The sequence below is a fragment of the Allobosea sp. FW305-C-101 genome (genome assembly GCF_058783685.1).
This window is the reverse complement of the sequence record NZ_JBYSYT010000002.1, coordinates 498,025-520,625: the sequence shown is the minus strand read 5'-3', so window position 1 is coordinate 520,625 and position 22,601 is coordinate 498,025. Positions and strand designations below refer to the sequence as shown.

22 protein-coding genes and 1 pseudogene are annotated in these 22,601 nt (G+C 65.0%); 2 read left to right on the top strand and 21 right to left on the bottom strand.

The features are described from left to right. Nucleotides 1-151: 151 nt before the first annotated feature. Nucleotides 152-343 carry a CsbD family protein gene (locus AC3WMA_RS10010; protein ID WP_047576566.1) on the top strand — a complete coding sequence of 64 codons (192 nt, stop codon included), beginning with the start codon at nucleotides 152-154 and terminating at the stop codon, nucleotides 341-343. A gap of 87 nt (nucleotides 344-430) precedes the next feature. On the opposite strand, the pseudogene AC3WMA_RS10005 reads toward AC3WMA_RS10010, so the two are convergent. From AC3WMA_RS10005 to AC3WMA_RS09905, 21 genes and pseudogenes are all read right to left on the bottom strand, one after another. Beyond that, nucleotides 431-3,554: pseudogene (locus tag AC3WMA_RS10005) on the bottom strand (PAS domain-containing protein). 92 nt (nucleotides 3,555-3,646) lie between these two features. Then, entirely contained in the window at nucleotides 3,647-4,474 is an 828-nt protein-coding gene (locus AC3WMA_RS10000) for a transglutaminase-like domain-containing protein (RefSeq protein ID WP_492285225.1), read from the bottom strand. Between the two features lie 64 nt (nucleotides 4,475-4,538). Then, a complete protein-coding gene (locus tag AC3WMA_RS09995; RefSeq protein ID WP_492285224.1) occupies nucleotides 4,539-4,883 on the bottom strand; it encodes a hypothetical protein in 345 nt (114 codons plus the stop codon). A gap of 41 nt (nucleotides 4,884-4,924) precedes the next feature. Then, nucleotides 4,925-5,134, bottom strand: coding sequence for a cold-shock protein (locus AC3WMA_RS09990; protein WP_297255744.1), 210 nt, complete (start codon nucleotides 5,132-5,134; stop codon nucleotides 4,925-4,927). 266 nt (nucleotides 5,135-5,400) lie between these two features. Next, a complete protein-coding gene (locus tag AC3WMA_RS09985) occupies nucleotides 5,401-5,967 on the bottom strand; it encodes a phosphatase PAP2 family protein (protein ID WP_492285223.1) in 567 nt (188 codons plus the stop codon). Between the two features lie 70 nt (nucleotides 5,968-6,037). Next, nucleotides 6,038-6,457: a DUF982 domain-containing protein gene (locus AC3WMA_RS09980; RefSeq protein ID WP_492285222.1), complete on the bottom strand. Its 420-nt coding sequence runs from the start codon at nucleotides 6,455-6,457 to the stop codon at nucleotides 6,038-6,040. A gap of 103 nt (nucleotides 6,458-6,560) precedes the next feature. Then, the gene (locus tag AC3WMA_RS09975; protein WP_492285221.1) at nucleotides 6,561-7,793 is read right to left on the bottom strand and encodes an anion transporter; all 1,233 of its coding nucleotides are present in this window, start codon (nucleotides 7,791-7,793) and stop codon (nucleotides 6,561-6,563) included. Between the two features lie 6 nt (nucleotides 7,794-7,799). After that, a complete protein-coding gene (locus tag AC3WMA_RS09970) occupies nucleotides 7,800-9,107 on the bottom strand; it encodes an MFS transporter (protein WP_492286084.1) in 1,308 nt (435 codons plus the stop codon). Nucleotides 9,108-9,378: 271 nt separating this feature from the next. Continuing rightward, the gene (locus tag AC3WMA_RS09965) at nucleotides 9,379-9,825 is read right to left on the bottom strand and encodes a hypothetical protein (protein ID WP_492285220.1); all 447 of its coding nucleotides are present in this window, start codon (nucleotides 9,823-9,825) and stop codon (nucleotides 9,379-9,381) included. A 64-nt stretch (nucleotides 9,826-9,889) separates the two neighbouring features. Next, nucleotides 9,890-10,588, bottom strand: coding sequence for a hypothetical protein (locus tag AC3WMA_RS09960; RefSeq protein ID WP_492285219.1), 699 nt, complete (start codon nucleotides 10,586-10,588; stop codon nucleotides 9,890-9,892). Nucleotides 10,589-10,687: 99 nt separating this feature from the next. Continuing rightward, entirely contained in the window at nucleotides 10,688-12,106 is a 1,419-nt protein-coding gene (locus AC3WMA_RS09955) for a sigma-54-dependent transcriptional regulator (RefSeq protein WP_492285218.1), read from the bottom strand. Further along, nucleotides 12,085-13,323, bottom strand: a complete 1,239-nt coding sequence (locus AC3WMA_RS09950; RefSeq protein WP_492285217.1) for a sensor histidine kinase — start codon at nucleotides 13,321-13,323, stop codon at nucleotides 12,085-12,087. Before AC3WMA_RS09950 ends, AC3WMA_RS09955 begins: the two co-directional genes overlap by 22 nt. Before the next feature lie 532 nt (nucleotides 13,324-13,855). Beyond that, nucleotides 13,856-14,389, bottom strand: coding sequence for a cytochrome b (locus AC3WMA_RS09945; protein ID WP_492285216.1), 534 nt, complete (start codon nucleotides 14,387-14,389; stop codon nucleotides 13,856-13,858). An 18-nt stretch (nucleotides 14,390-14,407) separates the two neighbouring features. Then, nucleotides 14,408-15,397, bottom strand: a complete 990-nt coding sequence (gene mbfA / locus AC3WMA_RS09940; protein ID WP_492285215.1) for an iron exporter MbfA — start codon at nucleotides 15,395-15,397, stop codon at nucleotides 14,408-14,410. 116 nt (nucleotides 15,398-15,513) lie between these two features. Beyond that, a complete protein-coding gene (locus AC3WMA_RS09935) occupies nucleotides 15,514-16,707 on the bottom strand; it encodes an MFS transporter (RefSeq protein WP_492285214.1) in 1,194 nt (397 codons plus the stop codon). Further along, the gene (locus AC3WMA_RS09930) at nucleotides 16,704-18,119 is read right to left on the bottom strand and encodes an NAD(P)-binding protein (RefSeq protein ID WP_492285213.1); all 1,416 of its coding nucleotides are present in this window, start codon (nucleotides 18,117-18,119) and stop codon (nucleotides 16,704-16,706) included. The genes AC3WMA_RS09935 and AC3WMA_RS09930 overlap by 4 nt, the downstream gene beginning before the upstream one ends. A gap of 57 nt (nucleotides 18,120-18,176) precedes the next feature. Continuing rightward, nucleotides 18,177-18,494: an ArsR/SmtB family transcription factor gene (locus tag AC3WMA_RS09925; protein WP_492285212.1), complete on the bottom strand. Its 318-nt coding sequence runs from the start codon at nucleotides 18,492-18,494 to the stop codon at nucleotides 18,177-18,179. A gap of 59 nt (nucleotides 18,495-18,553) precedes the next feature. Further along, nucleotides 18,554-19,606 (bottom strand): ACR3 family arsenite efflux transporter, encoded by a 1,053-nt coding sequence (arsB, locus tag AC3WMA_RS09920; RefSeq protein ID WP_492285211.1) that lies wholly within the window; start codon nucleotides 19,604-19,606, stop codon nucleotides 18,554-18,556. A gap of 7 nt (nucleotides 19,607-19,613) precedes the next feature. Then, complete coding sequence (gene arsC / locus AC3WMA_RS09915; RefSeq protein WP_492286083.1) at nucleotides 19,614-20,039, bottom strand: arsenate reductase (glutaredoxin); 426 nt, start codon at nucleotides 20,037-20,039, stop codon at nucleotides 19,614-19,616. A gap of 4 nt (nucleotides 20,040-20,043) precedes the next feature. After that, nucleotides 20,044-20,400 carry an ArsR/SmtB family transcription factor gene (locus AC3WMA_RS09910; RefSeq protein WP_492285210.1) on the bottom strand — a complete coding sequence of 119 codons (357 nt, stop codon included), beginning with the start codon at nucleotides 20,398-20,400 and terminating at the stop codon, nucleotides 20,044-20,046. 134 nt (nucleotides 20,401-20,534) lie between these two features. Then, nucleotides 20,535-21,425 carry a LysR family transcriptional regulator gene (locus AC3WMA_RS09905; RefSeq protein ID WP_492285209.1) on the bottom strand — a complete coding sequence of 297 codons (891 nt, stop codon included), beginning with the start codon at nucleotides 21,423-21,425 and terminating at the stop codon, nucleotides 20,535-20,537. Between the two features lie 127 nt (nucleotides 21,426-21,552). On the opposite strand from AC3WMA_RS09905, the gene AC3WMA_RS09900 reads away from it, so the two are divergent. After that, entirely contained in the window at nucleotides 21,553-22,554 is a 1,002-nt protein-coding gene (locus tag AC3WMA_RS09900) for a hydroxyacid dehydrogenase (protein WP_492285208.1), read from the top strand. The last annotated feature ends 47 nt before the right edge of the window (nucleotides 22,555-22,601 follow it).

Below are 22,601 nucleotides of genomic sequence, written 5' to 3'. Positions count from 1 at the left end.
GGATCATGGAAAAAATTCCGACCGCGAGCGAAGAACCAGCGATGACGAAGGCGTGATGCTCCAGGTCGCATAGGAACCTGTAACAAGCGTAACCGTTATGCCCGTCGACGCCGCCATCGAGCGGCCAGCTCAGTCGACAGGGAACATTCCAATGGGCAGTACCATGGACAAGATCAAGGGTATGGCCAACGAGGCCGCCGGCAACGTCAAGCAGGCCGCCGGCAAGGCGCTGGACAAGCCAGGCCTTCAGGCCGAGGGCATTGCTCAGGAGCGCAAGGGCGAGGCACAGCAGGCGCTCGGCAAAGGTAAGGAAGCGGTGAAGAAGGTCGTCGATAAGGCTTGATCACCACCGATTGTACGCAAAGCGAGCTACCGAAAGGTAGCTCGCTTTTTTGTGTCGCCACTGCGCAAGACGGGCGGCCGATGGCCGCTACGCTTGATCGGCGTCCGTCTTGTTGACCAGCGGGGCAGGTGCTGAGGACGAAGCTGTGCCCAGCAGCGACAGCAACGTGTGCTCGGCATAAGGCTTCACGAGAATTGACGCCTGATCATCCTTGCCAACCGTCGAGGCGTCACCCGTCGCGAAGACAACGACGACCTGCGGCCGCAGCTCTCGCGCTCTCGCCGCGAGCTCCGTTCCCGACGCTCCCGGGAGGTTGATGTCGGTGACGAGGATGTCGACCGGAGCAGTCTGGAGCGCCGCCATCGCTTCTTCCGCGCTCCCTGCATCGACGACGATAAACCCACCATCCTCCAGGATTTCAGCGGTGTTCATCCGGATCAGCGCGTCGTCCTCGACGAGCAGCACGGTACGTCGTGCATCGGCAACGGTCGGCGCCGGCACCGCAGCGCTCTCCTGAGGGCGTTGGTGCGCCGCGGCGGCGTTACGTTGCTGCTGGTTTTGCAAGCACATGCCTGAACTTCCGCGCCAGCGCTTCGCGCGTGTACGGCTTCGAAAGCAGCTCGACGCCCGTATCGAGCTTTCCCCCATGGACGATCGAGTTCTCGGTGTAGCCGGAGGTGAACAGCACAGCGATGTTCGGAAGGCGCTCGCGCGCTTTTCGCGCCAGCTCGGGGCTCTTCAACGAGCCGGGCATCACCACATCCGTGAAGAGTATGTCGATGGGAATGCCGCTCTCGATCACATTCAGCGCGCTCGCGGCATCGACGGCCTTGAGGACGCGGTAGCCCAGATCGGCGAGTAGCTCGACGACAGTCGCGCGGACCTCCTCGTCGTCCTCGACCACCAGCACCGTCTCGGTTCCGCCCGCCACGGGTCCGGTATCGACCGCGACCTCTACATCCTCGCTCTCCAACGCGCGGGGTAGATAGAGTTTGATCGTCGTGCCATGCCCAACCTCGGAATAGATCTTCACATGGCCGCCCGACTGTTTGACGAAGCCATAGACCATGGAGAGGCCCAGGCCCGAACCTTTACCCTCGCCCTTCGTCGAGAAGAATGGCTCGAACACCTTGTCGATGATCTCGGGCGCCATGCCGCTGCCCGTGTCGGTGACGGCGAGCATGACATACTGCCCCGCCGTGACTTCGTCATGGGCGCGGACATAGGCATCGTCCAGCATGGTGTTGGCGAGTTCGATGGTGAGCTTGCCCTGGCCCTCCATCGCGTCACGGGCATTGATTGCGAGATTGAGCAAGGCGTTCTCGATCTGGGCGGGGTCGATGAACGTGTTCCACAAGCCGCCGCCGACCACGGTCTCGATCTCGATCGCCTCGCCGAGCGCGCGGCGCAGCATATCGTCCATACCGCGCACGAAGCGGCTGACATTGACGACCTTGGGTTCGAGCGCCTGGCGGCGGCCGAAGGCGAGAAGCTGAGAGGCGAGCTTGGACCCGCGGGAGACGCCGGCCATCGCGTTGGTGACGCGTCGCTCGGCGCGCTCGTTGCCGGCGATGTCCTTGGCGAGAAGTTGCAGGTTGCCAGCCACGACCTGAAGCAAGTTGTTGAAGTCGTGCGCGACGCCCCCTGTCAGTTTGCCGACCGTCTCCATCTTCTGAGCTTGCGCGAGCTTGGCCTCAGCCTGGCGCCGCTCGTCGATCTCTGCGATGACGCGCGCCTCCAGAGTATCGTTGAGCTGTCGCAGCTGCGCCTCGGCCCGCTCGCGATGCCGGACCTGCCGGGAGAGATCCTCGGCCTGCGCGCGAAGGGCTGCTTCGGCGGCCCGCTGGTGCGTGATGTCGGTATGGACGCCGACCCATTCGACGATCTCGCCGGTCGTATCGAGCATGGGCAAGGCCCGGATTGCGAAGTTGCGCCAGCTGCCATTTCTGTGGCGCACGCGGTGCTCGTGAACGTACATGCTCTTCGCCGCGACCGCCGCGTTCCAGCTTTCGACGGATCCGGACCGGTCATCTGGGTGCACCGCCTCCGCCCAACCGAAGCCCTGGTACTCCTCATAGGCCTGACCGGTGAGCGCGGCCCAGCCCGGCTGCTCGCCCTCCATCCGGCCATCGGGACTGTTGGTCCACAATACCCCGTGCACGGCATCCATCGCCGTCCGAAACCGGCTGTTGCTCCGGGCCAGCGCAGCTTCGCGCAGGGCGCGCTCCTGCACATCGATTCCTAGGACGTATACGCCAGGGATCGAACCGTCCGGCTCGACGCGCGGCACATATCGAACCTCGAGCCTCCGGGTTACGCCGTCGCGGTGCGGCATCGTCGTTTCGGCGGTGAAGCGCTCACCCGCAAGCCCACGGTCGAGATCAGCTCGGCGATCCTGATAAGGGGCATCGCCGATGACGTCCCTGACGTGCCGCCCGATCATGCCCGCCGGCGACACCCCAAACCAGGTTTCATAGGCGATGTTCGCGAAGCGATAGACATGCTCCCGGTCGACATAGGAGACCAGCATCGGCAGCGCGTCGGTGACTCTAAGCAGTTCGGTTTCGCTGACGGCGACGCGCCGTTCTGCCTCGACACGTGCGCTGTTGTCGACGATCGTACACATGACGCCGCCGACGCCGCCATCGGCTTCGTAGACCGGCGTATAGAACAGGTCGAGATGAAGCGTTTTCCTGCCGTCTGGCCTGTCGAATTCGATGGGCTGGTCGCTATAGGAGACGGTTTCGCCGCGCAGGCCGGCTTCCAGGATGGGGCGATTCCAATCCCAGACTTCCGGAAAGGCCGTCGCGACCGGGCTGCCGAGAGCCGAAGGATGACGCTCCCCGGCAATCGTCCTGTAGGCATCGTTGTAGAGCATGATGTGATCGGGCCCCCACATCAGCACCTTGGCCACCGGGGAGTTCACGATATTGGCGATCGTCGCGCGCATTTCGACCGGCCAGCTATCGACGGCACCGAGGCTGGTCGCGGCCCAGTCCCGATCGCGGATCAACGCACCGCATTCCCCGCCGGCCACTGGCCACGTCGAGCGTTCCTTCGGCGTCCAAGGGCGAGGCTTATCCCCGAGGGCTTTCAAGGCTGCGCGAACGACCGCGCTTGTATCGGCATAGTCGCCAGAGGCCACTTGCTCGGATATGAAATCGTTGAGCTCGGGCGTGAGGGAAACGTCGCGAATTTGACCGGTCATCATGGGGCTGGCATCGGCTGCTAGTTTGCTCGTGTCAACAGTTTCTCATTCGGCATCCGCGTGACTGGAACGGCCGTCTGGGTCGCGCGATCCGATCAGTCCACAGCCACCTCTTCAGTGATCACCTCGAAGCGGTTCAGCACATGCGGGCCGAAGGTGTGGACCATCGGGATGTCGGCTGCGTCGCGCCCTCGCGCCACGAGGATGCGACCGATGCGCGGCATGTTGTGGCGTGCATCGAAAGTCCACCACGTCCCGCCGAGATAAGCCTCGAACCAGGCGTTGTAATCCATGGGCGCCGGATCGAGGGGAACCCCGATATCGCCGAGGAAGCCGTTGCAGTAGCGCGCCGGAATGTTCATTGCCCGGCACAATGCAATCGCCAGATGCGTGAAGTCGCGGCAGACGCCGACGCGCTCGCTCATAGCCTGGGCGGCTGTTCTCGTGTTGCGCGCGCACTGATAGTCGAAGCGAATCTGCGCGTTCACGTAGTTGCAGATCTGCTGAACTCTGTTCCAGCCCGGCGCGAAATTCCCGAACAGATTCCAGGCCGCGGCCGACAGCTCGTCGACCTCGCAATAGCGGCTCGGCAGCATGTATTCGATCACGTCGGAAGGCAGATCGGCGGGCCATATCTCCACCGCCGCCGGATCGAACTGATCGGGCATGCCGGAATCGCGGACGACCATATCGTTGGTGAGGATCGCCCCGCCTGCGGGAATGACGAGCCTGCGACAGAGATTGCCGAAGCCGTCCGTGTACTCCTCCACGGGCACATCGCTTCCGTCGACGACGGAGGCGGCCCGCGCGTTGGGTCCAGTCACGAAATCCGGCTGTCGGCTCGGATGCGGGTCGAGCAGCAAGATGCCCGGAATAGCCTGGATCGTACCGATCTCGATCCGGTAGCCGACGCGAATGTCCATGGATGTCCTCTCACCTGAACCGGTGAGACCGCAACACACGGCCGCCGAGCCGAGTTCCGGGCGGTTATGCGGAGATTTTAGACACCTTCGCGCGCTTGGCTTTGACCGGCGGCAACGCGAGAGCCATGGCCTGGTATTGTGCCTCCTTCGCAAGCCGGAGGCCCCGCAGACGGGCTGTGTTCTCGGCGCGCTGTTGGATGATGCTGTCCATCTCCGATGTCATCCGACCTCTCGCCAGGGACTTGGTCTGAAGCTTGAGGAATTGATTGTCCGCCGTCATGCGCTGCTTGGATTGTTGAAGCATGCCGCTTCTCCTTGCGTTCTCGTCGAGCACTGGATGTTCAGCGCAAGTAGGCTGAAAGCAAAAAAGGCCGAGCACCAGCCCGGCCTTTCCGATGGCTATGGTCAAGGCGCCAGTACATCCGTGGTCGCCGTTGACCCATCGCCTGATTACGCGGTCTGGAGCTGCTCCGCCGCCATCTTCCCGGACTTGTTGTCGCGAGCGACCTCAAACCCGATCTTCTGGCCTTCGCGGAGATCCCGCATGCCAGCCCGCTCGACAGCGGAGACATGAACGAACACGTCCTGACCGCCATCGTCGGGCTGGATGAAGCCGAAGCCCTTGGTGGAGTTGAACCATTTCACTGTGCCGGTGGTCATGAATAACCCTCCTTCTGGCAAACTCTGTCGCTCCCCGACAGGATGTCGGGCGAGTTCAGAACGATTTTGAAAGGGGGGGATCATCGAACCCGCGCTCGGAGCGCGGTAAAACAAAAACCAACCAAGCAATCTCGATGCGCTTATATCTAGATGATAACTTTCAAAGACGCAAATAAATTCTTTTCCAGCAATCGCAAGGCAGGAAATATTTGCAATTTTTCTTTCTCATTGGCCACTCCCTGCGGGGGCCGGCTCGGGCCGAAGGCTCATTGCAGAGGACGAATGCGCCGCCACGATCTTTCGACGATGGCTCCAGCCGCAAACCCGGCCGCGACTCCTGAAGGCCAATGAGCCAAGGCAGGGACACGCGACAGCGCCAACGCGCCAAAGGCACTCCGCAGCCATGGCGGCGAACCGGTCCCGGGACCGGCCAGAAACGATACCAATGCGCCGGCATGCATCGCGTGCCCGGAGGGAAACGCATCGCTCGCCCTACCGATCAGTTGATGCCTTACAGGGGGCCGAATGACGCGATCGGGACGCTGCTGATCGACAAACCTTTTGATTGCATGGTGGAGAATCGTCGTCGTGGCGAAAACGGCGAGATAGCGCAGAGAGGTTTGTTGCTTCCCCGGGGGCGAGACCAGCCACCAGATCGCTCCCGCGCTCAATAACGTTCGCGCATCACAGGCCCATCCGAGGGCCTTGGCGGCTCGACCGGTCCCGCTAGGAGCGTTCTGTTCGAGCGCCTCCACGAATCTCTTCTCGCATTTGCTGACGTCCAGGCGGATGCGAGGCAAGCGAAACAACGGCACTTTCTCGCTCCGAAACATTCATATCCTTTCAATGACACCTTCGCCTCAACAGTCGCCCGGCCCCGCTAGTGCGGCGCCGGGCTCTAGCTCAGGCGTGGCCGCGCGAGCCCTCCTTGCGGCTGCTGGCGAACGCAGCAACGTCGGGCGCAAGGAGATCATGCTTTTCCGCCCAGGACGCGAACAAGCCGCGCGCCGTGTCTGGTTCTATTTCTCCGCGGATCGCCGCCAGGCAGGCTTTCAGCGCAAAGCCGTGGACCGGATCGCGCCTGTTAACCGGCCAGTCGGCCAGGAACATATAGGCCTCCATCGCGGACGCGATCGCCGCCGGATGCCCGACCCCGGTCAGGATCACGACCGGCCTCTCAAAGTCGTCTGATGTCATCATGCAGTCCTCCCGCGGCGGGGAGCGATTGCCAACGTTGCCATAGCCATATCCTCCTGGAAGCAACATGGATCCGGTTTGGTTGATCGCCGCGTCGAGCGCGCCGTCGCTGTTCGCGGCGATCATGATTTGGGATGCGCTCTCTACCAATCAAGCCCGGCGAAACAGCAACCTCACTGGAGCAGAAACTCGCCGCTAAACGCATGAGGTCGGACGCGGATGTTGCGCGCTAAGGCCGTAGGAAAACACCGATTGCCAACGTGGCGATCGTCAGTGGCGCGCCGACCTTGAAATATGTCCAGAAATCGATGGCGATGCCGTCCTTGGCTGCGCGCTCGGCGACGATGAGGTTGGCAACGGAACCCAGCAGCGTGAAATTGCCGGCGAGCGTCGAAGCCATCGCCACGACGAGCCAGGCGCGCTTTGGATCGTGCAGATTCTCGACGAGGGGCTTCAGTACGAGAACCGCCGGGACGTTGCTGACGAGGTTGGACAGGATCGCCGTCACGCCGGTCAGAATCGCGGTGTTGCCGAGGTCGAGGTGGGCGGCCTGCGCCAGCAGGTCAGGCGTCAAAACGGCGTGCTCGAGCCCCCGAACCACGACGAAGAGCCCGGCGAACATCAGCAGAAGCGGCCCGTCGATCTCGGCATAGACCTTGCGCGGTTCGATCCTGCGGGTGAGCAGCAAGAGCGCCGCAGCGCAGATCGCCACCTTCGCCACCGGCTGGCCGAGGAAGAACAGGGCGATCATCGCGACGGAGACGAGCGCCGCCTTCGCCGCGAGCCAGCCATGATAGTGAGCGGGAACGGTGACGCTGCGCAGCGCCTGCCGCGTCATGTACTCGCGGGGATTGAGCAGGAGCACGAACAGGATCGTCACCAGCAGCCCCAGCGCCGCGATCGGCAGCAGCGCGCCGGTGAAGGCGCCGTAGGAGATGCCCGAGAGATTGCCGATGATCATGTTCTGGGGGTTGCCGGTGATCGTCGCCGTCGAGCCGACATTCGAGGCGAGCGCTACCGCTATGAGATAGGGCACCGGGTTGCGGTCTAACGCGCGCGTCAGCGTGATGACTATCGGCGCCATGACCAGGCAGATCGCGTCGTTGACGAGGAAGGCGGAGAGCACGCCGGTCGTCATCACCACGACGGAAAGCAGCAGCACAGGATGCCGCGCGCGGCCGGCGGCCCAGTCGGTCACCATGCGGAAGAAGCCCGAGAGCCGCAGATTGGCGACCACGATCATCATGCCGAGCAGCAGCGTGATGGTATCGAGGTCGATCGCCCGATAGGCATCCTCGAGCGAGAGCACGCCGCAGCCGACCATGAGTGCCGCACCGATCAGCGCCGCCCCAGCACGGTCGACGCGCAAGCCGGGCATCCGGCCGATCGCAATGGCGACATAGGTCGCGAGGAAGATCGCGATCGCGAGGATCTGCGTCGCGTTGAGGCCCCAGCCGGTCATGTGCGATCAGGCCACTTTCTCGCTCGCCGCCGGCACCGGACGAGCGCCGTGGTCGATCGGCGGCTCATAGCCGCGCGTCTCCGGCATGGCAACGAGATAGAGGACGAGGCCGCAGGCCGCGATGGCCGCGAGCGTGACGAAGGCGGCGGAATAGCCGGCGGTGACGATGATCACCCCCGCCAGCGAGGCGGAGATCGAGGCCCCGACGCCTTGGACCGTCGCGACAGCACCTTGCGAGACGTTGAAGCGGCCGCTGCCGCGCGTCAGGTCCGCCACCACGATGGGAAACAGCGCGCCGAAGATGCCGGCGCCGACACCGTCCAGCGCCTGCACGGCGACCAGCCAGAACGGGTTGTCCGAGACGACATAGAGCGCGCCGCGCAGCGCCAGCACGCCGAAGGCGACAAGGAAGATCGGCTTGCGGCCCCAGGCATCGACCTTGGCGCCGACCATGATCGCCATCGGCACCATGACGCATTGCGCCGCGACGATGCAGATCGCGATCAGCGAGGTCGCCTGCTCCTTGCCGGCGACGCGGGTGAGCAATTGGCCGACGGAGGTAAGCATCGCGGCATTGGAGAGGTGGAAGATGGCGCAGAGCAGCGCGAACAGCGTGAGATAGCGGTTCTGGAGCAGGGTCTTGAGACCAGACGGCTTCTCGTCGTCGACGGCCTCGTCGAGACCGCGCGCGAGGTCGTCGTCGATCTCCTTCTCCGGCACCATCAGCATGGCGCCGATGCTGAGGACCGCGAGCACGGCCATGAGCCAGAACACCACGATCGGCCCGAAGAAATAGGCGGTCGCGCCTGCGATCGCGGCCGAGGCCGCATTGCCGAGATGATTGAAGGCCTCGTTGCGGCCGATGCGCTTGGAGAACAGCTTCGGCCCGACGAGGCCGAGCGTGATCGCGGCCAGCGCCGGCGGGAAGATCGCGCCCGCGATCGCGGCGACCGATTGCGTGCCGACGACGAGATAGAAATTGCCGATGAAGGGCAGCGCCAGGCACGACAACGTGACCGCGATGGCGGAAGCGATGACGATCGCCGGCTTGTGGCTGCCGCGATCGATCAGCGCGCCGGCCGGCGTCTGCGCGATCAACCCGACGATGCCCGCGATGGTCATGACGAGGCCGACCGTCGCCTCGTTCCAGCCCTGTTCGGGGCCACGCACCGCGATCAGATAGATCGCGAGATAGGGACCCAACCCGTCGCGCACGTCGGCGAGGAAGAAGTTGAGCGCATCGAGGCCGAGAAGCGCCCGGCGGGACGGCGAACGTTCGCCCGATTTCGCCGGGGCGCCTGACTGGCTTAGCATGGGCATGGGAGCGTCTCGCGGCAAGGAGAGGGACGGAGGCGAAAAGACCGTCCGGTATGCGCCGGACAGGGTAATGGCGAGGACGTGGTGCGAAGGCCTTGTTCGGCGGGCGCGCCGCAACGTGTCGACGATCGACATGAGAACGGGACCAGCCGCGAGGGACCGGGGATCGTGTCGGGAGCTTCGGTCAAGAAGTCCCGATACGGCCGCGGCTTCAAACCCGCGGAGCGTGCGGCAGTTCCCGCCCGAGCCGCGAAATCCTGTCCTTGCGTCACTCGGTGCCGAGGCGCGGCTTCGCATGCCGCACTTCACCGGCGAAGGTGACGTGCATTTCGAAGAGCCTACCGTCCTTCGCGGCATAGACTTCAAAGTGCTTCGGCTTGCGGCGCGGCTTCCCGCTCGGCTCGAACCCGGCCTGGCGCACGGCATCGATCGCCTTGTCCGGATCGGCTTCCGCCTCTGGGCCATGATGCTTGCCGGGCTTGGGCTTCGGCGCGATGTCGATCGTGGTTTCGCCGCGCTTGAGGCGCCGAACCTTGATTTCCGACGGCTTGCGCTCGCCCGCGATCTCGATGCTGTCGCCGGAGGAGAGGCTGATCAAAGCGAGACCCTCAGGCGTCAGGTCGGCCAAGAGCAGACTCTGGTCGGTTTCGAGGGTGAAGCGGTGGGCGAAGAGATCGCGCACCGTGCCACGGACGTGCATATCCTGACGGGGCATTGGAAGATCCTGTCTTGAGGATGCCGGCCGCGTCTGACGATGGCCGCCGGCGCGTTTCGGAAGGTCAGCCGCGCGGGCCGGGAGGCGGCGGGGGCGGAGCGCGATCATCCGGACGCGGCGGCTTCGGACGGCGAGCGTCCAGTTGCGCCAGGCGATCCGGCGTAGCGCCGAGCGCGGTCCCCTCGATCACCGTGCCGAGCGCTGTCTTCGTGCTTTCACCACGAACCGAGATCGCCTGGTCCTGCTTGAACAGGTCGGCGAAACGTTCTGCCTCGTGCGGCGGAAGCCGGAGTTGAGTTCCGTTTTCGAGGACCGCTCCGTTGATCTCGCCGCGCTTGCCGTGCAGCACGGCGACGATCTTGCTCGTGATGACCTCGGACGCGGCGGAGCGTTCCTCGGGGCGGCCCTGGTCGAGCACCACGGCGCCGGTCGCATCGTTGGTGACGGAGACGGCGTCGATCAGCGGCAAGGCCCGCGCCTTGAGGCCGCGGACGGTGATCGCATCGCCCGGCCGCAGCGCGAACGCCGTCTGTGTGGAGAGATGCGGCGGCAGCTTGATCTCGGTCCCATCGGCGAGCAGAAGGCCGTCGATGTCTCCGCGCGGGTTCAGCGTGTACTGCTTAACGACTCCCTTGGTCTGGGGAAGCTGGGAAGCGTCATAGGCCAGGCCGCCACGGGCCTGGGCGAAGACGGTCGCGGCGCCAAGCGCCGTGCCACCCAATAACAGGAGGGCGGCGGCAGTGGATCGAACGTTGTTCGTCATGATTTCACCTGCTGTCGTGCCGGATGCCCGGCGGGATGACAATTCATCCGCAACGGACGTGCCAACAGGCAGGCTGTTGAACTTCAAAGGCTTACGCGGTCAGTCGAGCTCTCGACCGTCCGTATTCCTGACGGCGCCCGTCATGGATCCGGACGCCCCGCCGACATCGAGACCGTAGCGCTCGATCTTGGTGTAGAGGAGCTGCCGGTTGATGCCGAGGCGCCGGGCGGCCTCGGTCCGGTTCCCGGCGCAGGTCAGAAGCGCGCGGCGGATCATCTCGCTCTCGAGCCTAGCCACGGCTGTGGGCAGGTCTCCGTCGAGCCAGCCGGCCGGCGGGGCGCCTGCGCCCGTGTCGACGCCGGCATCGCCCATATCCGCAACGTCGAGCGTATCGCCCCGCGCCAGCACGACAGCGCGGTCGATGGCGTTCTTGAGTTCCCGGATATTGCCCGGCCAGGAGCGCGAGAGCAGATAAGCCGCAAGCGCGCCCGTCATCCGTTTCGGGCGTTCGCCGGGACGCGCCGCCAGGCGCAGGAAATGCTCGGCCAGCGGCACGATATCGGCGAGCCGCTCGCGCAGCAGAGCAAGCGGGATCGTCAGCACGTTCAGCCGGTAATAAAGGTCCTCGCGGAAGAGGCCCTGCGCGACGCGCTCGGGCAGCTTGCGATGCGTGGCTGCGACGATGCGGACATCGACCTGGACCGGGCGCGCCCCGACCGGCGTGACGATCTTGTCCTGGAGCACGCGCAGGATCTTGGCCTGCATGGCCGGCGGCATGTCGCCGATCTCGTCGAGGAAGAGCGTGCCGCCGTCCGCATCGCGAAACGCGCCGTTGCGATCGGTGGCCGCGCCGGTGAAGGCGCCCTTCACATGCCCAAAGAGCTCGGATTCGAGCAGGTCGGACGGGATGGCGGCGCAGTTGACGGCGATGAAGGGCCTGGGCTTGCGCCTGCTGTGTTCGTGCAGGGCGCGAGCGACAAGTTCCTTGCCGGTGCCGGTCTCGCCGGTGACGAGGACGGTGGTGTCGCTGTCGGCGGCGAGCCCGATCGCCTTCTGCACCATCCGCATCGGCTCGCTCAACCCGACCAGGGTGCAGCGCGAGGCAATCTGCCCGTCATCCGCTGCCGCCGGAGCCGTCTGCTCCATCGCCCGCAATGCGAGCATCCGCTTCAGGTTGTCGGCGAGCTCGGTACGACCGATCGGCTTGGTGAGATGGTCGAAGGCGCCGAGCCTGATCGCTTCGATGGTGTTTTCCGCCGTCGCATAGGCGGTCAGGATCGTGACCGGGGGCGGCACGGGGAGCGCGCGGATCGCTTTGAGGACCGCAAGGCCGTCCATGTCGCCACCCAGGCGCAGATCGAGCAGGACCGCCTCGATCGTCTCGCTGCGCAGGCGATCGAGGCCGGTTCGCCCGGATGCGGCGGTCGCGGCGTCGTAGCCGAGATCGCGCACCGTTTCCTCCAGGCTTTCCCGCAGGCCCGCCTCGTCGTCGATGATCAGGATGGTCGATGGCGCCATGGCAGCTCGATCTCGAAATGGGCTCCCCGATCCGAGGGTAGCAGGCGCAAGGTGGCGCGATGGACGCCGGCGATCTCCCGCGCGATGGCGAGGCCCAGGCCGGTGCCTTCCGGGCGCCCGGTCACGAAGGGCTCGAACAGGCGTTCGCGGATTTTCGCGGGCACACCGGGGCCGTCGTCGCGCACGCAGATCACGAGATTCTCGCCGCGTCTCGTGACAGCGAGCTCCACGCTGCCGCCGGCTGGCGTATGCTGCAGCGCATTGCCGACGAGATTTTCGACGATGCGTCCGATTTCGCCGGCATCGAAGATGGGCGGCGATTCCGCGCCGGCAGCCGGATCCAGACGATCGATCAAGCTCACCTGGGCTGCGGCTGCACGATCGCTGAAGGCGGCGATGATCCCGGCGAGGAAGCGGGCAAGGTCTACGGTCTCCGCCTTGGGTTCGCGCGGCTGGCTCATCGTCAGGAGATCGCGAAGCAGGCGGTCGAGCCTGGCGATCTGGTCGAGGATGAAGCCGAGCGCGGAGATGCGGCGCTGCTCGTCTCCCGCGGCGAGCGCGTTCTCCGCCTTGAGCCGCATGGCGGTCACCGGGTTCCTGACTTCATGGGCGACGCCGGCGACGAGGCGGCCGACAGCAGCCAGCCGCTCGGCGCCAGCGGCGCGCCGCCGGGCGTCGGATAGCCTCTCCCCGCTGGCGTTGAGCGCATGCACGAGGCGGTCGAGCTCGGGCAGACCCGTCGGCGCGAGGCGGGGCAGATCGGCGTCATCGCCGGCCGCGAGATCGGCCTCCAGCCGCGCGATCCGACGCGACCACGCGACCAGGAGCCAGCCCAGCCAGAACGCGGAGCCCAATACGGTTACTGCGAGCACCGCGAACCCGGTCATGAGCCGGTCGTAGGCGGGGCCCACGGCGACGGCGATCCGCGTCATCGTCCAGCCGGTCAGGCCTGTATCGCCTGATCCTCCGAGCTGGCACGCGTGCAGCAGCAGAATTTGCGAGCGTCCCCGCCGCTCCAGCGTCGTCGGCTTGCCGACGGCCGCGGCGGCGGCATTGACCTCGCCGATCGTCGGCTGCTCCGCCGCCGGCAGGTCGGTCTTCGGGCCCGTTCCCTCATAGGTCGGGAAGGCATAGGCGAGCGAGCCCTCGACTTCGCGCCAGATGCCGCCCTCGATCTCCTGGGAGCGGGCCAGCGCGAGCTGGACGAGGTTCGTCAATTGCCGGCGCAGCTCTTCGTCAGTCCGCTCGGGCCACGGCCCGCGCCAGCCGGACGCGAAGAACGCGTAGCGATCAGCGATGCTGCGGCAGGACGAGGCCAGTCGATCCTGCGCCCGCCCGGCCTGGACGCTCGCCGTCTCTCGATAGAACGATACAAAGAGAAAGCCGGTTGTGCCTGCCGAAAGGACGATGAGAAGCCAAAGCCCGATCAATAAGGAGCGCAAGGACGTCAGCATCTCATCGGCCTGCAGCGAACGCCGGGTTGAGCATGTTCGAGCCTCGATATTCTCGGACGGCAGCCGGCCGAAGCGGGCAGCGACCTGAAGATAACTGCTGCGCAATGGAGCGAGCCGCAAGAGGTGCGCTCTCAGCGCAGATAGTGGCTAGCAGAGAATTTTCTACGCGCCATGAGCGACCTATGTGAATGAGCTGTCCTGAATGTCCGCTTGCCGGCGGCAGTTGAATGTCGGCTCCTGGCGCATCCGTCACAAGAGCCTGTCGCGATACGAATAATGCCGGGTCGACCCGTCCTCACCTCCAAGTGGATATACGAGACAGAACCGCTTCCTTGAGTACGAATTGGTGGAACAGCGCCGCAACGGCATGAGCAAGGGCTAAGCCCACAAGACAGTTGGCCGCAAGCTCGTGCCAGCCATTGATCGAGCGACGCAGAGCGCGGTCGTCTGCGGCGAATGCGGGGATCTGGACAAGGCCAAACAGGTCCCAGCCACGCGCACAGACATTGGCGAGGCCCACGACGAGAGTCGCCGCGATAAGCACATAAAGAAGGACGTGAACGGCCTTTTCGATAGCTCGGAAGATGCCGGAATTCACTGATGCGGGTTTGGACCCTCTCGTCAGCCGCCAAAATAGCCGACCTGCATAGACGACGATAAGCAGGCCTCCGAGCATGATGTGGGCCGACCACATGCCGTGCCGCCACTCCCTGGGTAGGATCGCTTCACTCTGAGCCACCAGCCAGAGTAGGGCTATCAGCACCGCGGTCAGCCAGTGAAAGCGGATGCTGGTATTGTCGTAGCGGATCGAGGTTTGGACGGAAGCCATCGCATTATCCTTTGAATGTCATGCGCCGCCGATCAGAATGCCCGTGGCCAGGACGAGGAGGCCGCCGAGAATGATCTGGAACATGGCGCGTCCGATGGGCGTCTCCATGTAGCGGTTCTGGATCCAGACGATCGCCCAGAGTTCGACGAACACGACGCACAGAGCGATGATCGTCGCTGTCCAGAAATGCGGAATGAGATAGGGCAGCGCGTGCCCGAGCCCGCCGAGCGCCGTCATAACGCCTGAGGCCAGGCCTCGCTTCCACGGCGCGCCACGTCCCGACAACTTGCCGTCGTCATGGGCCGCTTCGGTGAAGCCCATCGATATGCCTGCGCCGATCGACGCCGAAAGCCCGATCAGAAACGTCGTCCAAGGGTTCTGCGTCGCGAAAGCCGTCGCAAAAATGGGCGCCAGTGTCGATACCGAGCCGTCCATCAAGCCTGCCAGCCCCGGCTGAACCCAGGTCAGGACGAATTGGCGCTTCGCGGTCTCTTCTTCCTGCCGGCCCTCATCTCCTGTCGATAATCCATCTTCAAGCGCGACCGCACGGCGCTCATGCGCAGCTTCGGCAACCGCGAGGTCCCCGAGAAGCTTGCGGGTCGCTGCGTCCGTGCTGCGCGAGGCGGCCAGCCGATAAAACGCTTCGGCCTGCCGCTCCATGTCCGCCGCCTCGGCGCGTGCCCGCTCCAGCGGCAGGGTCTTCGCCAGCCAGAGAGGCCGCCGCGCATAGAAGCCTTCGACGTGCTCGCGCCTGATCGGGACAAGCGTCGGCCCGAACTTGCTCACATAGAGATCGAGCAGGGCGCGTCGATGCTCGTCTTCCTCGGCAGCCATCGCGTCGAACATCGCGGCCGAGGCGGGATAGGTCTCGCGCAGGTTGGCCGCATAGGCTGCGTAGATCCGCCCGTCTTCCTCTTCCGACAGAATGGCGAGCGACAGGATTTCCTGTGGGCCCAGATCGTCGAACCGGCGGCGGCTGGAGCGGAAGATCGGAAAGAGAGATGGCATCGTGCTGTCACCGGACGTTGATGTCCTCTATTTAGAATCTTTCTAAATTGAAGGCCAGCCTCTTTCCTGCGACTGCGGCTCGCCATCGCCACCAGCCCGAGCGCTTACGGAGGTTGTCATTGGCTGGTCGCGAGAGGCCAGTTGCGTCGGTCGAGCCAGAGCCCGGCAACGAGCACGACATTGAGGAGCGCGAGGCACAGTAGCGCGCCGAATGTCGGCAGCGAGCCCATGCGATCGAGCAGCAAGGCACCTGCGGTCGGTGCGATCGCTTGCGCGATGAGGCTTGGCCGCGCCAGCCTTCCGATCAGCGCCGCGTAGCGCTGAGGGCCGAACTGGGCCAGCGGAAGCGTACCCTTAGCAATCGAGAAAACGCCGTTGCCTGCCCCGTAGAGGATGATCGCAAGCCCGATCTGGCCGACATCGAGCGCCATCAATCCAAGTCCGATCGTGATCAGCCCGAGTGCGGCACTCATGGTCCAGAGCGGATGATGCCGCCCTCCGCCCGCCATCTCGATCACTCGACCGCCGACCTGCGCTGGACCGACGAGCGCGCCGAGAGCCACGGCGGCCGCAAGACCGCTTCCCTGCGCCTGGAGGAGCGTCAGCAGATGAACCCCGACGATCGCGCCGATCGCGCCACCGATGACGACGATGCCGGAGAGAAGGAGGAATGCGCGACGCTCCGCCGGGAGCAGGCCGGATGCTGCCCCGGAAATCCCCGTCGTCGCGTTCGGCAGGTCCGGTGGAACGCGCGGCAGGATCGTCAGCACGAGTGGCAATGAGATCAGAAGCTGGATGGCTGCGTAGACGAAGCATGTGCCACGCCAACCGAATTGCTCGACGAGATAGGCTGACAGCGGCCAGCAGACCGTGCTGGCGAAGCCGCCCCAAAGCGTCAGCACGGTGATCGCCGATCGCGCGCTTCCGCCATACAGGCGCCCGAGGGTCGAGAAGGCCGCGTCATAGAGACCGGCCGCCATGCCGGCCCCCAAGACGACCCAGCCGAGGACGAATATGGGAAGGTTCGGCGACAGACCGAGGATGAGCTGCCCGCAAGCGATGAGAATGGCCGCAGCAGCCAGGACCGGCCTTCCGCCAGTCTGCCCGATGAGGCGTCCGACATACGGCGCAACGGCGCCCGCCGTGAGCAGGCCGACCGAAAGCGCGCCTACGATCCAGGACAACGGCCATCCCGTATCGGCAGCGATGGGGGCCGCGAGAACCGCCGGGAGATAGTAGGAGGAACCCCAGGCGAGGATTTGAACGACGCCCAGAGCCGAGATCACCGTCAGCCGGTTTCGATCAGTCACGCGACCTTGCCGCAGCAGGAGGAGGTCGTCGCGGGTTCCGGGAGCTTGGCGGGGCCGCAACCGCAGCCGGCCTGACCATCGGCCTTCGCACGGGCGTCATCGGCGCAACATGCCGCGACGGGGTCCGGCGCGGGGCCACCACAGCATGACGACGCGCCTACCGGGGCTGTCGTGCACACGCCCGTCTCCGGGAGAACCAGTTTGATGTCGTCTGCCGCCACCATGTCACCGGCGATGGCGGCGACGACCGATCTGACCTGTTCGAAGCCCGTGAGCATCAGGAAGGTCGGCGCACGCCCGTAGCTCTTGATCCCGACCGTGTAGAAGTCCGGCTCGTGATGCGACAGTTCGCGATGTCCATGCGGCGGCACCGATCCGCAGGAATGCAGGTTGGGATCGATCATCGGCCCGAGCATGCGGGTGCTCTCGAGCCAGGGATCCAGCTCGACGCGAAGCTCTCGGGTCAGGCTGAGATCCGGGCGCTGTCCCGTGCAGGCGACGATCCGGTCGACCGGGCCGATCGTGCGACCTCCTTCCGGTGTCTCGCCGTTGACCAGCAGGCTTCCACCTTTCTGCCGGAAGCCTGCAAGGGCGAAGCCGCGGACGAGTTCGATCAGGCCGCTATCGACAACCTGACGCAGCCGTGTCCCGAGGTCGCCGCGCCCGGCGAGCTGATCATTCGCGCCACCGCCATAGACCCGGGACAGGTCGCGGCCGCGCGTCACCCAGATCGCTTTCGTTGCGCCGTCCTGCTCGGCCAACTCGGTAAGGTCGAGCAGGACGTTCGCGGCGGAATGCCCGGCGCCGAGCACGAGCGTCGTGCGTCCCGCATACGTCTCGCGGTCGGCATCGAGCACGTCCGGGATACCGTAGGCGATCCGCTCCGCAGACGCCTCCTCCCCATCGACGGGCATGCCGCCCGCCCCAGCCGGGTTTGGAGTGGTCCAGGTTCCAGAAGCGTCGATGACTGCGCGGGCCAGCACGCGGCGCGTGCCCCCGTCCCGGTCGCGAATGACGAGCTGGAACGGGTGAAGTTCGCGATCCCGGCTCACCACCTTGTCGATGCCGCGGCGTCCGATCGCCATGACGTGGGCGCCGTATTCGATAACCGGGGCGAGCTCGGCCGTCCCCGCCAAGGGAGCGAGGTAGCGATCGACCAGTTCGTGTCCCGTCGGATAGCCCTGCTTGTCCGGCCCGGCCCAACCCGCGGCCTCGAGCAGCTTTCTGCTCGCCGGGTCCACGTTGAACTCCCACGGCGAGAACAGGCGAACATGGCCCCACTCGCAGATGTTGGCGCCGACGGATTCCCCGGCTTCGTAGACCTTCACGGCCATTCGGCGCGCGATGAGATTGGCCGCGGCGGCAAGGCCGACGGGACCAGCGCCGATCACGACGACAGGAAGCTCATTCATCGCGGCATCCTCCGCTCCTGCTGGAATCATGGAATTATGAGGCAAATCAAAAACCGCTCAGGCGGCCTTCCCGGATGATGCGGAACAGACTTCTTCGATGCAGCATTCGTCGGAAAGAAAGCCGAGCAGCGCATCCATCGCCGGGTAGACAGCACGACAGATCAGCGTCGTCGCCTGCCGCTCTTGCGAGACGAGGCCGTTGCGGATCAGGCGCTGAAGGTGGTGGGACAACGTCGAGGCCGGAATGCCGAGACGCTCCTGCACCTGCGCGACCGGAAGGCCGTCATGCCCGGCACGGACCAGAACCCGATAGACCTCGAGACGCGTCTGGTTGCCGAGCGCCTCAAGCTGCGCCGCTGCTGTTTCGATATCCATGGAAATAGAAATTCCATACCGTCAGTGGACGGTCAAGCGCTATTTCCATGATTATCGAATTATTCTGCGGCTTGAACCTTCCGAACGCCGTCACCACGCTCGTACCAGCCCTTCGACCGGTTCACGATCCAGACGACGGTCAGCATGACCGGGACCTCGATCAGCACGCCGACAACGGTCGCGAGCGCCGCCCCTGAATGGAAGCCGAACAGGCTGATCGCCGCGGCGACAGCGAGCTCGAAGAAGTTCGAGGCACCGATCAGGGCGGATGGTCCCGCCACGCAGTGCTGCTCGCCCGCGATACGGTTCAGGACGTAGGCCAGCCCGGCATTGAGGTAGACCTGAATCAGGATCGGAACCGCCAGCAGCGCTATGATCATCGGCTGCGCGAGGATCTGCTCCCCCTGAAAGCCGAACAGGAGAACGAGCGTCGCCAGCAACGCGACGAGCGAGGCAGGCCCCAGCCTCGCGAGCAGGCGGTCGAGCGCAGCCTGGCCGCCGCGCGCCAGCACGCGGCTGCGGATGACCTGGGCGACGATCACCGGGATGACGATGTAGAGCGCGACCGAGAGAACCAGCGTGCCCCAGGGCACGGTGATCGCCGACAGGCCCAGCAGCAGCCCGACGATCGGGGCGAAGGCGATGATCATGATCGCGTCGTTCAGCGCGACCTGGCTCAACGTGAAATGCGGCTCACCCTTAGTCAGGTTCGACCAGACGAAGACCATCGCGGTGCAGGGCGCCGCCGCGAGGATGATCAGGCCCGCGATGTAGCTATCGATCTGCTCGGCGGGCAGCCACGGCCGGAACAACCAGGCGATGAAGATCCAGCCCAGCGCCGCCATCGAGAACGGCTTCACCGCCCAGTTGATGAACAGCGTGACGCCGATTCCGCGCCAGTGCCTGCCGACCTGACCCAGCGCCGCGAAGTCGATCTTCAGCAGCATCGGGATGACCATCAGCCAAATCAGCACCGCGACGGGCAGGTTGACCTTGGCGATCTCGGCTGCGCCAACAGCCTGGAAGAAGCCGGGCATGAGATGACCCAGTGCGATGCCGACGACGATGCACAGGCCGACCCAGATGGTCAGATTGCGTTCGAAACTGGACATGCAGACCTCAGGCAGGAGCTGTGGGCCGAACGGCCGCGTCGACGACGAGTTCGCCGTCCTCCTTGCGGAACTCGCCGCGTTGCGGCGGCAGGAGCGGCAGAACGGCTTCGGATGGACGGCAGAGCTTCACGCCCTTCGGGGAGACGACCAGCGGTCGGTTCATCAGGATCGGGTGCGCCTCGATGGCATCGAAGAGAGTTTCGTCGCTCAGGCTCGGATCGCCGAGGCCGAGTTCGGCGAAGGGCGTGCCCTTCTCGCGGAGGACTTCCCGGACGCTTAGCCCGGCGCGTTCAAGAAGCTGCTTCAGCAAGGCGCGACTGGGCGGCGCCTTGAGATATTCGATGATGTGCGGCTCGACCCCGGCATTGCGGATCAGTCCGATCGTGTTCCGCGAGGTTCCGCAGGCTGGGTTGTGATAGATGATTACTTCGATCGGCTCAGACATCGGAGGTTGCCTTCGGTTGGCAGCACGGGCTCAGTTCGGCCATCAGCGGTGCGCAGATCTCTGGTCGCCCGCCGCAGCAATCCTTGAGCAGGAAGGCGACAACTGACCTCAGGGCATCGAGATCGGCTCGATAGACGATTGAGCGGCTGAACCTCTCTGAGCGTATGAGGCCAGCCCGGCTGAGGATGCCGAGATGCGATGACATTGTGTTGTGGGGGACGTCGAGGCGCCGCGCGATCTCGCCTGCCGCCAATCCCTCCGGCTCGGCGCTCACAAGAATGCGGAAGACGTCGAGCCGCGTGCTCTGCGCCAAGGCAGCTAGCGCGAGGATGACCTGCTCATTTTCCATATGTCGAGACTTATCGACATAATTTCAGCCGCGCAAGCTGAGATCGGTTCGCTCAGAGCTCCGGGTTAAGAAATTGGTCGCGGAATGTCCGCTTCCTGGCGGTCGCTGAATGTCGGCTTGTGGCGCATTCCCCGCTAAAGGGGACCGAGATCGCGCACGATCAGGTTGTAGAGTGCCTGGGCGGCCGGAGTCAGCGTCTCGCCGCGCCGCCGGACCAGCGAGACCGGCCGATCGACGATCGGCTCCACCAGCGGGATCTGCGCGAGATCGGGGCGCAGGTTCTCGACGAGCGATTCCACCAGGATGGCGATGCCCAGCCCTTCCGAGGCCAGCCCGATGGCGCTGGAGAAATACTCGACCACGAACTTGGTCTTCACCTCGATCCCGGAGCGCGAGAGCTGCGCTTCCATCAGCAGGCGGTTGCCGCTGCTGCCGCCGAGCGTGATCAGGTCATGGCCGGCGAGATCCGCCCAAGCGATGGTCTCGCGCCCTGCCAAGGGATGGTCGTTGCGGCAATAGACGACGAAGGGATCGCGGACCAGGATCTCGTTGTGCAGGTCCTGCTGGTTCGGTGGTTGGACATGCAGACCGAACTCGGCCTGGCGCCGCCGCACCGCCTCGATCACCAGCGTGCTGGTCCGGTCGAGGATCTCGACGCGGTTGTTCGGATGGCGCGTGGCATAGCTGCGCAGGATGCGCGGCAGACGCCCATACATCAGCGAGGGGACGGAGGCGATCGTGATGTCGCCGGTCGAGAAGCGCGACATCGTCTTCAGCCGCTCGAACGAGCGGTCGACGGCATCGACCATGCGCTGGGCTTCCGGCAGGAACTCGCGACCGATGCTCGTCAGCGCGACCGTCCGGGTCGTCCGGTCGATCAGCTTGAGACCGACATGCGCCTCCAGCCGCTGGATGCGCCGCGTCAGGCCGGTCTGCGTGACATGCAGCTGCTCGGCCGCCTTGTTGAAGCTGCCGAGCTCCGCGATCTGGATGAAGGCCTCAATGCCGTCGATCGGATGTTTCATGACAAAAGATCATTGATATATGTCATTATTTCAGCATACGGGCCTAGCCGCCTTGGTCAATAGTATTCCCGAAAGGCGCCCAACTGCTGTGAAGCGGGACGCGAGGCAGCCGTGAGGAAACGCAGAGATGACCGATACCAGTGCCCGCACCCGCGGCAGGCGCGTGCTCGTCACGCATGACCGTTTGGCCGAAAACGCCATCGAGCTTCTCAACGCGCATGATGTCGACGTCTTCTTCTCGCCCGCCTATGCACCGAGCGAGCAGGTCGCTCAGCGCGCGACCGAATTGCAGGTCGATGCGCTGATCGTCCGCCAGGGCCGCGTCGACGAGGCGATCATCGCCGCCTCGCCGCGCCTGAAGGTCATCGCCAAGCACGGCGTCGGCGTCGACAATATCGACCTGCAGGCGGCCGCTTCGCGCGATATCCCCGTCATCCGCGCCATGGGTTCGAATTCGCGCGCCGTCGCCGAGCACACCATTGCGCTGGCCCTGACCCTGCTGAAAGACATCCCGCGCCTCGATGCAGCCGTGAAAGCCGGCACCTGGCCGAAGCCGAGCTTCATCGGGCGCGACATCATCGGCACGGTAATCGGCCTCGTCGGCTTCGGCTCGATCGGCCAGCATGTTGCCCGGATGGCGCAGGGGCTCGGCATGACCGTCCTCCTACACGATCCCCATGCCCGCGCGGCGATCGCGCAGTTCGGTGCGGATTGCGAACGCGATCTCGACAGCCTCATTGCGGAAGTCGACATCGTCAGCCTGCATTGCCCGCTGACCAATGCCACGCGCGATCTGCTGGATGCGCGCCGCTTCGGCCTGATGAAGCCGACCTCGCTTGTCGTGAACACGGCGCGCGGCGCCCTGATCAACGAGGCGGCGCTGGCCTCCGCGCTGCTGGAAGGCCGGATCGCCGGCGCGGCCCTCGACAGCTTCGCGGTCGAGCCACCGGCTCCGGACAGCCCGCTCTGGGCCCTGCCCAACCTGATCGCCACCCCGCATATCGCCGGTGTGACCGCGGGATCGGCCAAGACCATGGCCGAGATCGCCGCCCGGCACGTGATCGCCGTGCTCGACGGCGAAGAGCCGGATGCGGCCAGCCTCGCGAGGTTGACCGAACTCGCAGCCTAAGATCCGGACCAGATACCGGACGACAAACAAGCAAACGGGAGGAACAC

Excerpts from the sequence above, each read along its gene's own strand:
- AC3WMA_RS10010 (WP_047576566.1), top strand. The coding sequence starts at position 152 with ATGGGCAGTACCATGGACAAGATCAAGGGTATGGCCAACGAGGCCGCC.
- AC3WMA_RS10000 (WP_492285225.1), bottom strand. The coding sequence starts at position 4,474 with ATGGACATTCGCGTCGGCTACCGGATCGAGATCGGTACGATCCAGGCT.
- AC3WMA_RS09990 (WP_297255744.1), bottom strand. The coding sequence starts at position 5,134 with ATGACCACCGGCACAGTGAAATGGTTCAACTCCACCAAGGGCTTCGGC.
- AC3WMA_RS09985 (WP_492285223.1), bottom strand. The coding sequence starts at position 5,967 with ATGTTTCGGAGCGAGAAAGTGCCGTTGTTTCGCTTGCCTCGCATCCGC.
- AC3WMA_RS09980 (WP_492285222.1), bottom strand. The coding sequence starts at position 6,457 with ATGATCGCCGCGAACAGCGACGGCGCGCTCGACGCGGCGATCAACCAA.
- AC3WMA_RS09975 (WP_492285221.1), bottom strand. The coding sequence starts at position 7,793 with ATGACCGGCTGGGGCCTCAACGCGACGCAGATCCTCGCGATCGCGATC.
- AC3WMA_RS09970 (WP_492286084.1), bottom strand. The coding sequence starts at position 9,107 with ATGCTAAGCCAGTCAGGCGCCCCGGCGAAATCGGGCGAACGTTCGCCG.
- AC3WMA_RS09965 (WP_492285220.1), bottom strand. The coding sequence starts at position 9,825 with ATGCCCCGTCAGGATATGCACGTCCGTGGCACGGTGCGCGATCTCTTC.
- AC3WMA_RS09960 (WP_492285219.1), bottom strand. The coding sequence starts at position 10,588 with ATGACGAACAACGTTCGATCCACTGCCGCCGCCCTCCTGTTATTGGGT.
- AC3WMA_RS09955 (WP_492285218.1), bottom strand. The coding sequence starts at position 12,106 with ATGGCGCCATCGACCATCCTGATCATCGACGACGAGGCGGGCCTGCGG.
- AC3WMA_RS09945 (WP_492285216.1), bottom strand. The coding sequence starts at position 14,389 with ATGGCTTCCGTCCAAACCTCGATCCGCTACGACAATACCAGCATCCGC.
- mbfA (WP_492285215.1), bottom strand. The coding sequence starts at position 15,397 with ATGCCATCTCTCTTTCCGATCTTCCGCTCCAGCCGCCGCCGGTTCGAC.
- AC3WMA_RS09930 (WP_492285213.1), bottom strand. The coding sequence starts at position 18,119 with ATGAATGAGCTTCCTGTCGTCGTGATCGGCGCTGGTCCCGTCGGCCTT.
- AC3WMA_RS09925 (WP_492285212.1), bottom strand. The coding sequence starts at position 18,494 with ATGGATATCGAAACAGCAGCGGCGCAGCTTGAGGCGCTCGGCAACCAG.
- arsB (WP_492285211.1), bottom strand. The coding sequence starts at position 19,606 with ATGTCCAGTTTCGAACGCAATCTGACCATCTGGGTCGGCCTGTGCATC.
- AC3WMA_RS09910 (WP_492285210.1), bottom strand. The coding sequence starts at position 20,400 with ATGGAAAATGAGCAGGTCATCCTCGCGCTAGCTGCCTTGGCGCAGAGC.
- AC3WMA_RS09905 (WP_492285209.1), bottom strand. The coding sequence starts at position 21,425 with ATGAAACATCCGATCGACGGCATTGAGGCCTTCATCCAGATCGCGGAG.
- AC3WMA_RS09900 (WP_492285208.1), top strand. The coding sequence starts at position 21,553 with ATGACCGATACCAGTGCCCGCACCCGCGGCAGGCGCGTGCTCGTCACG.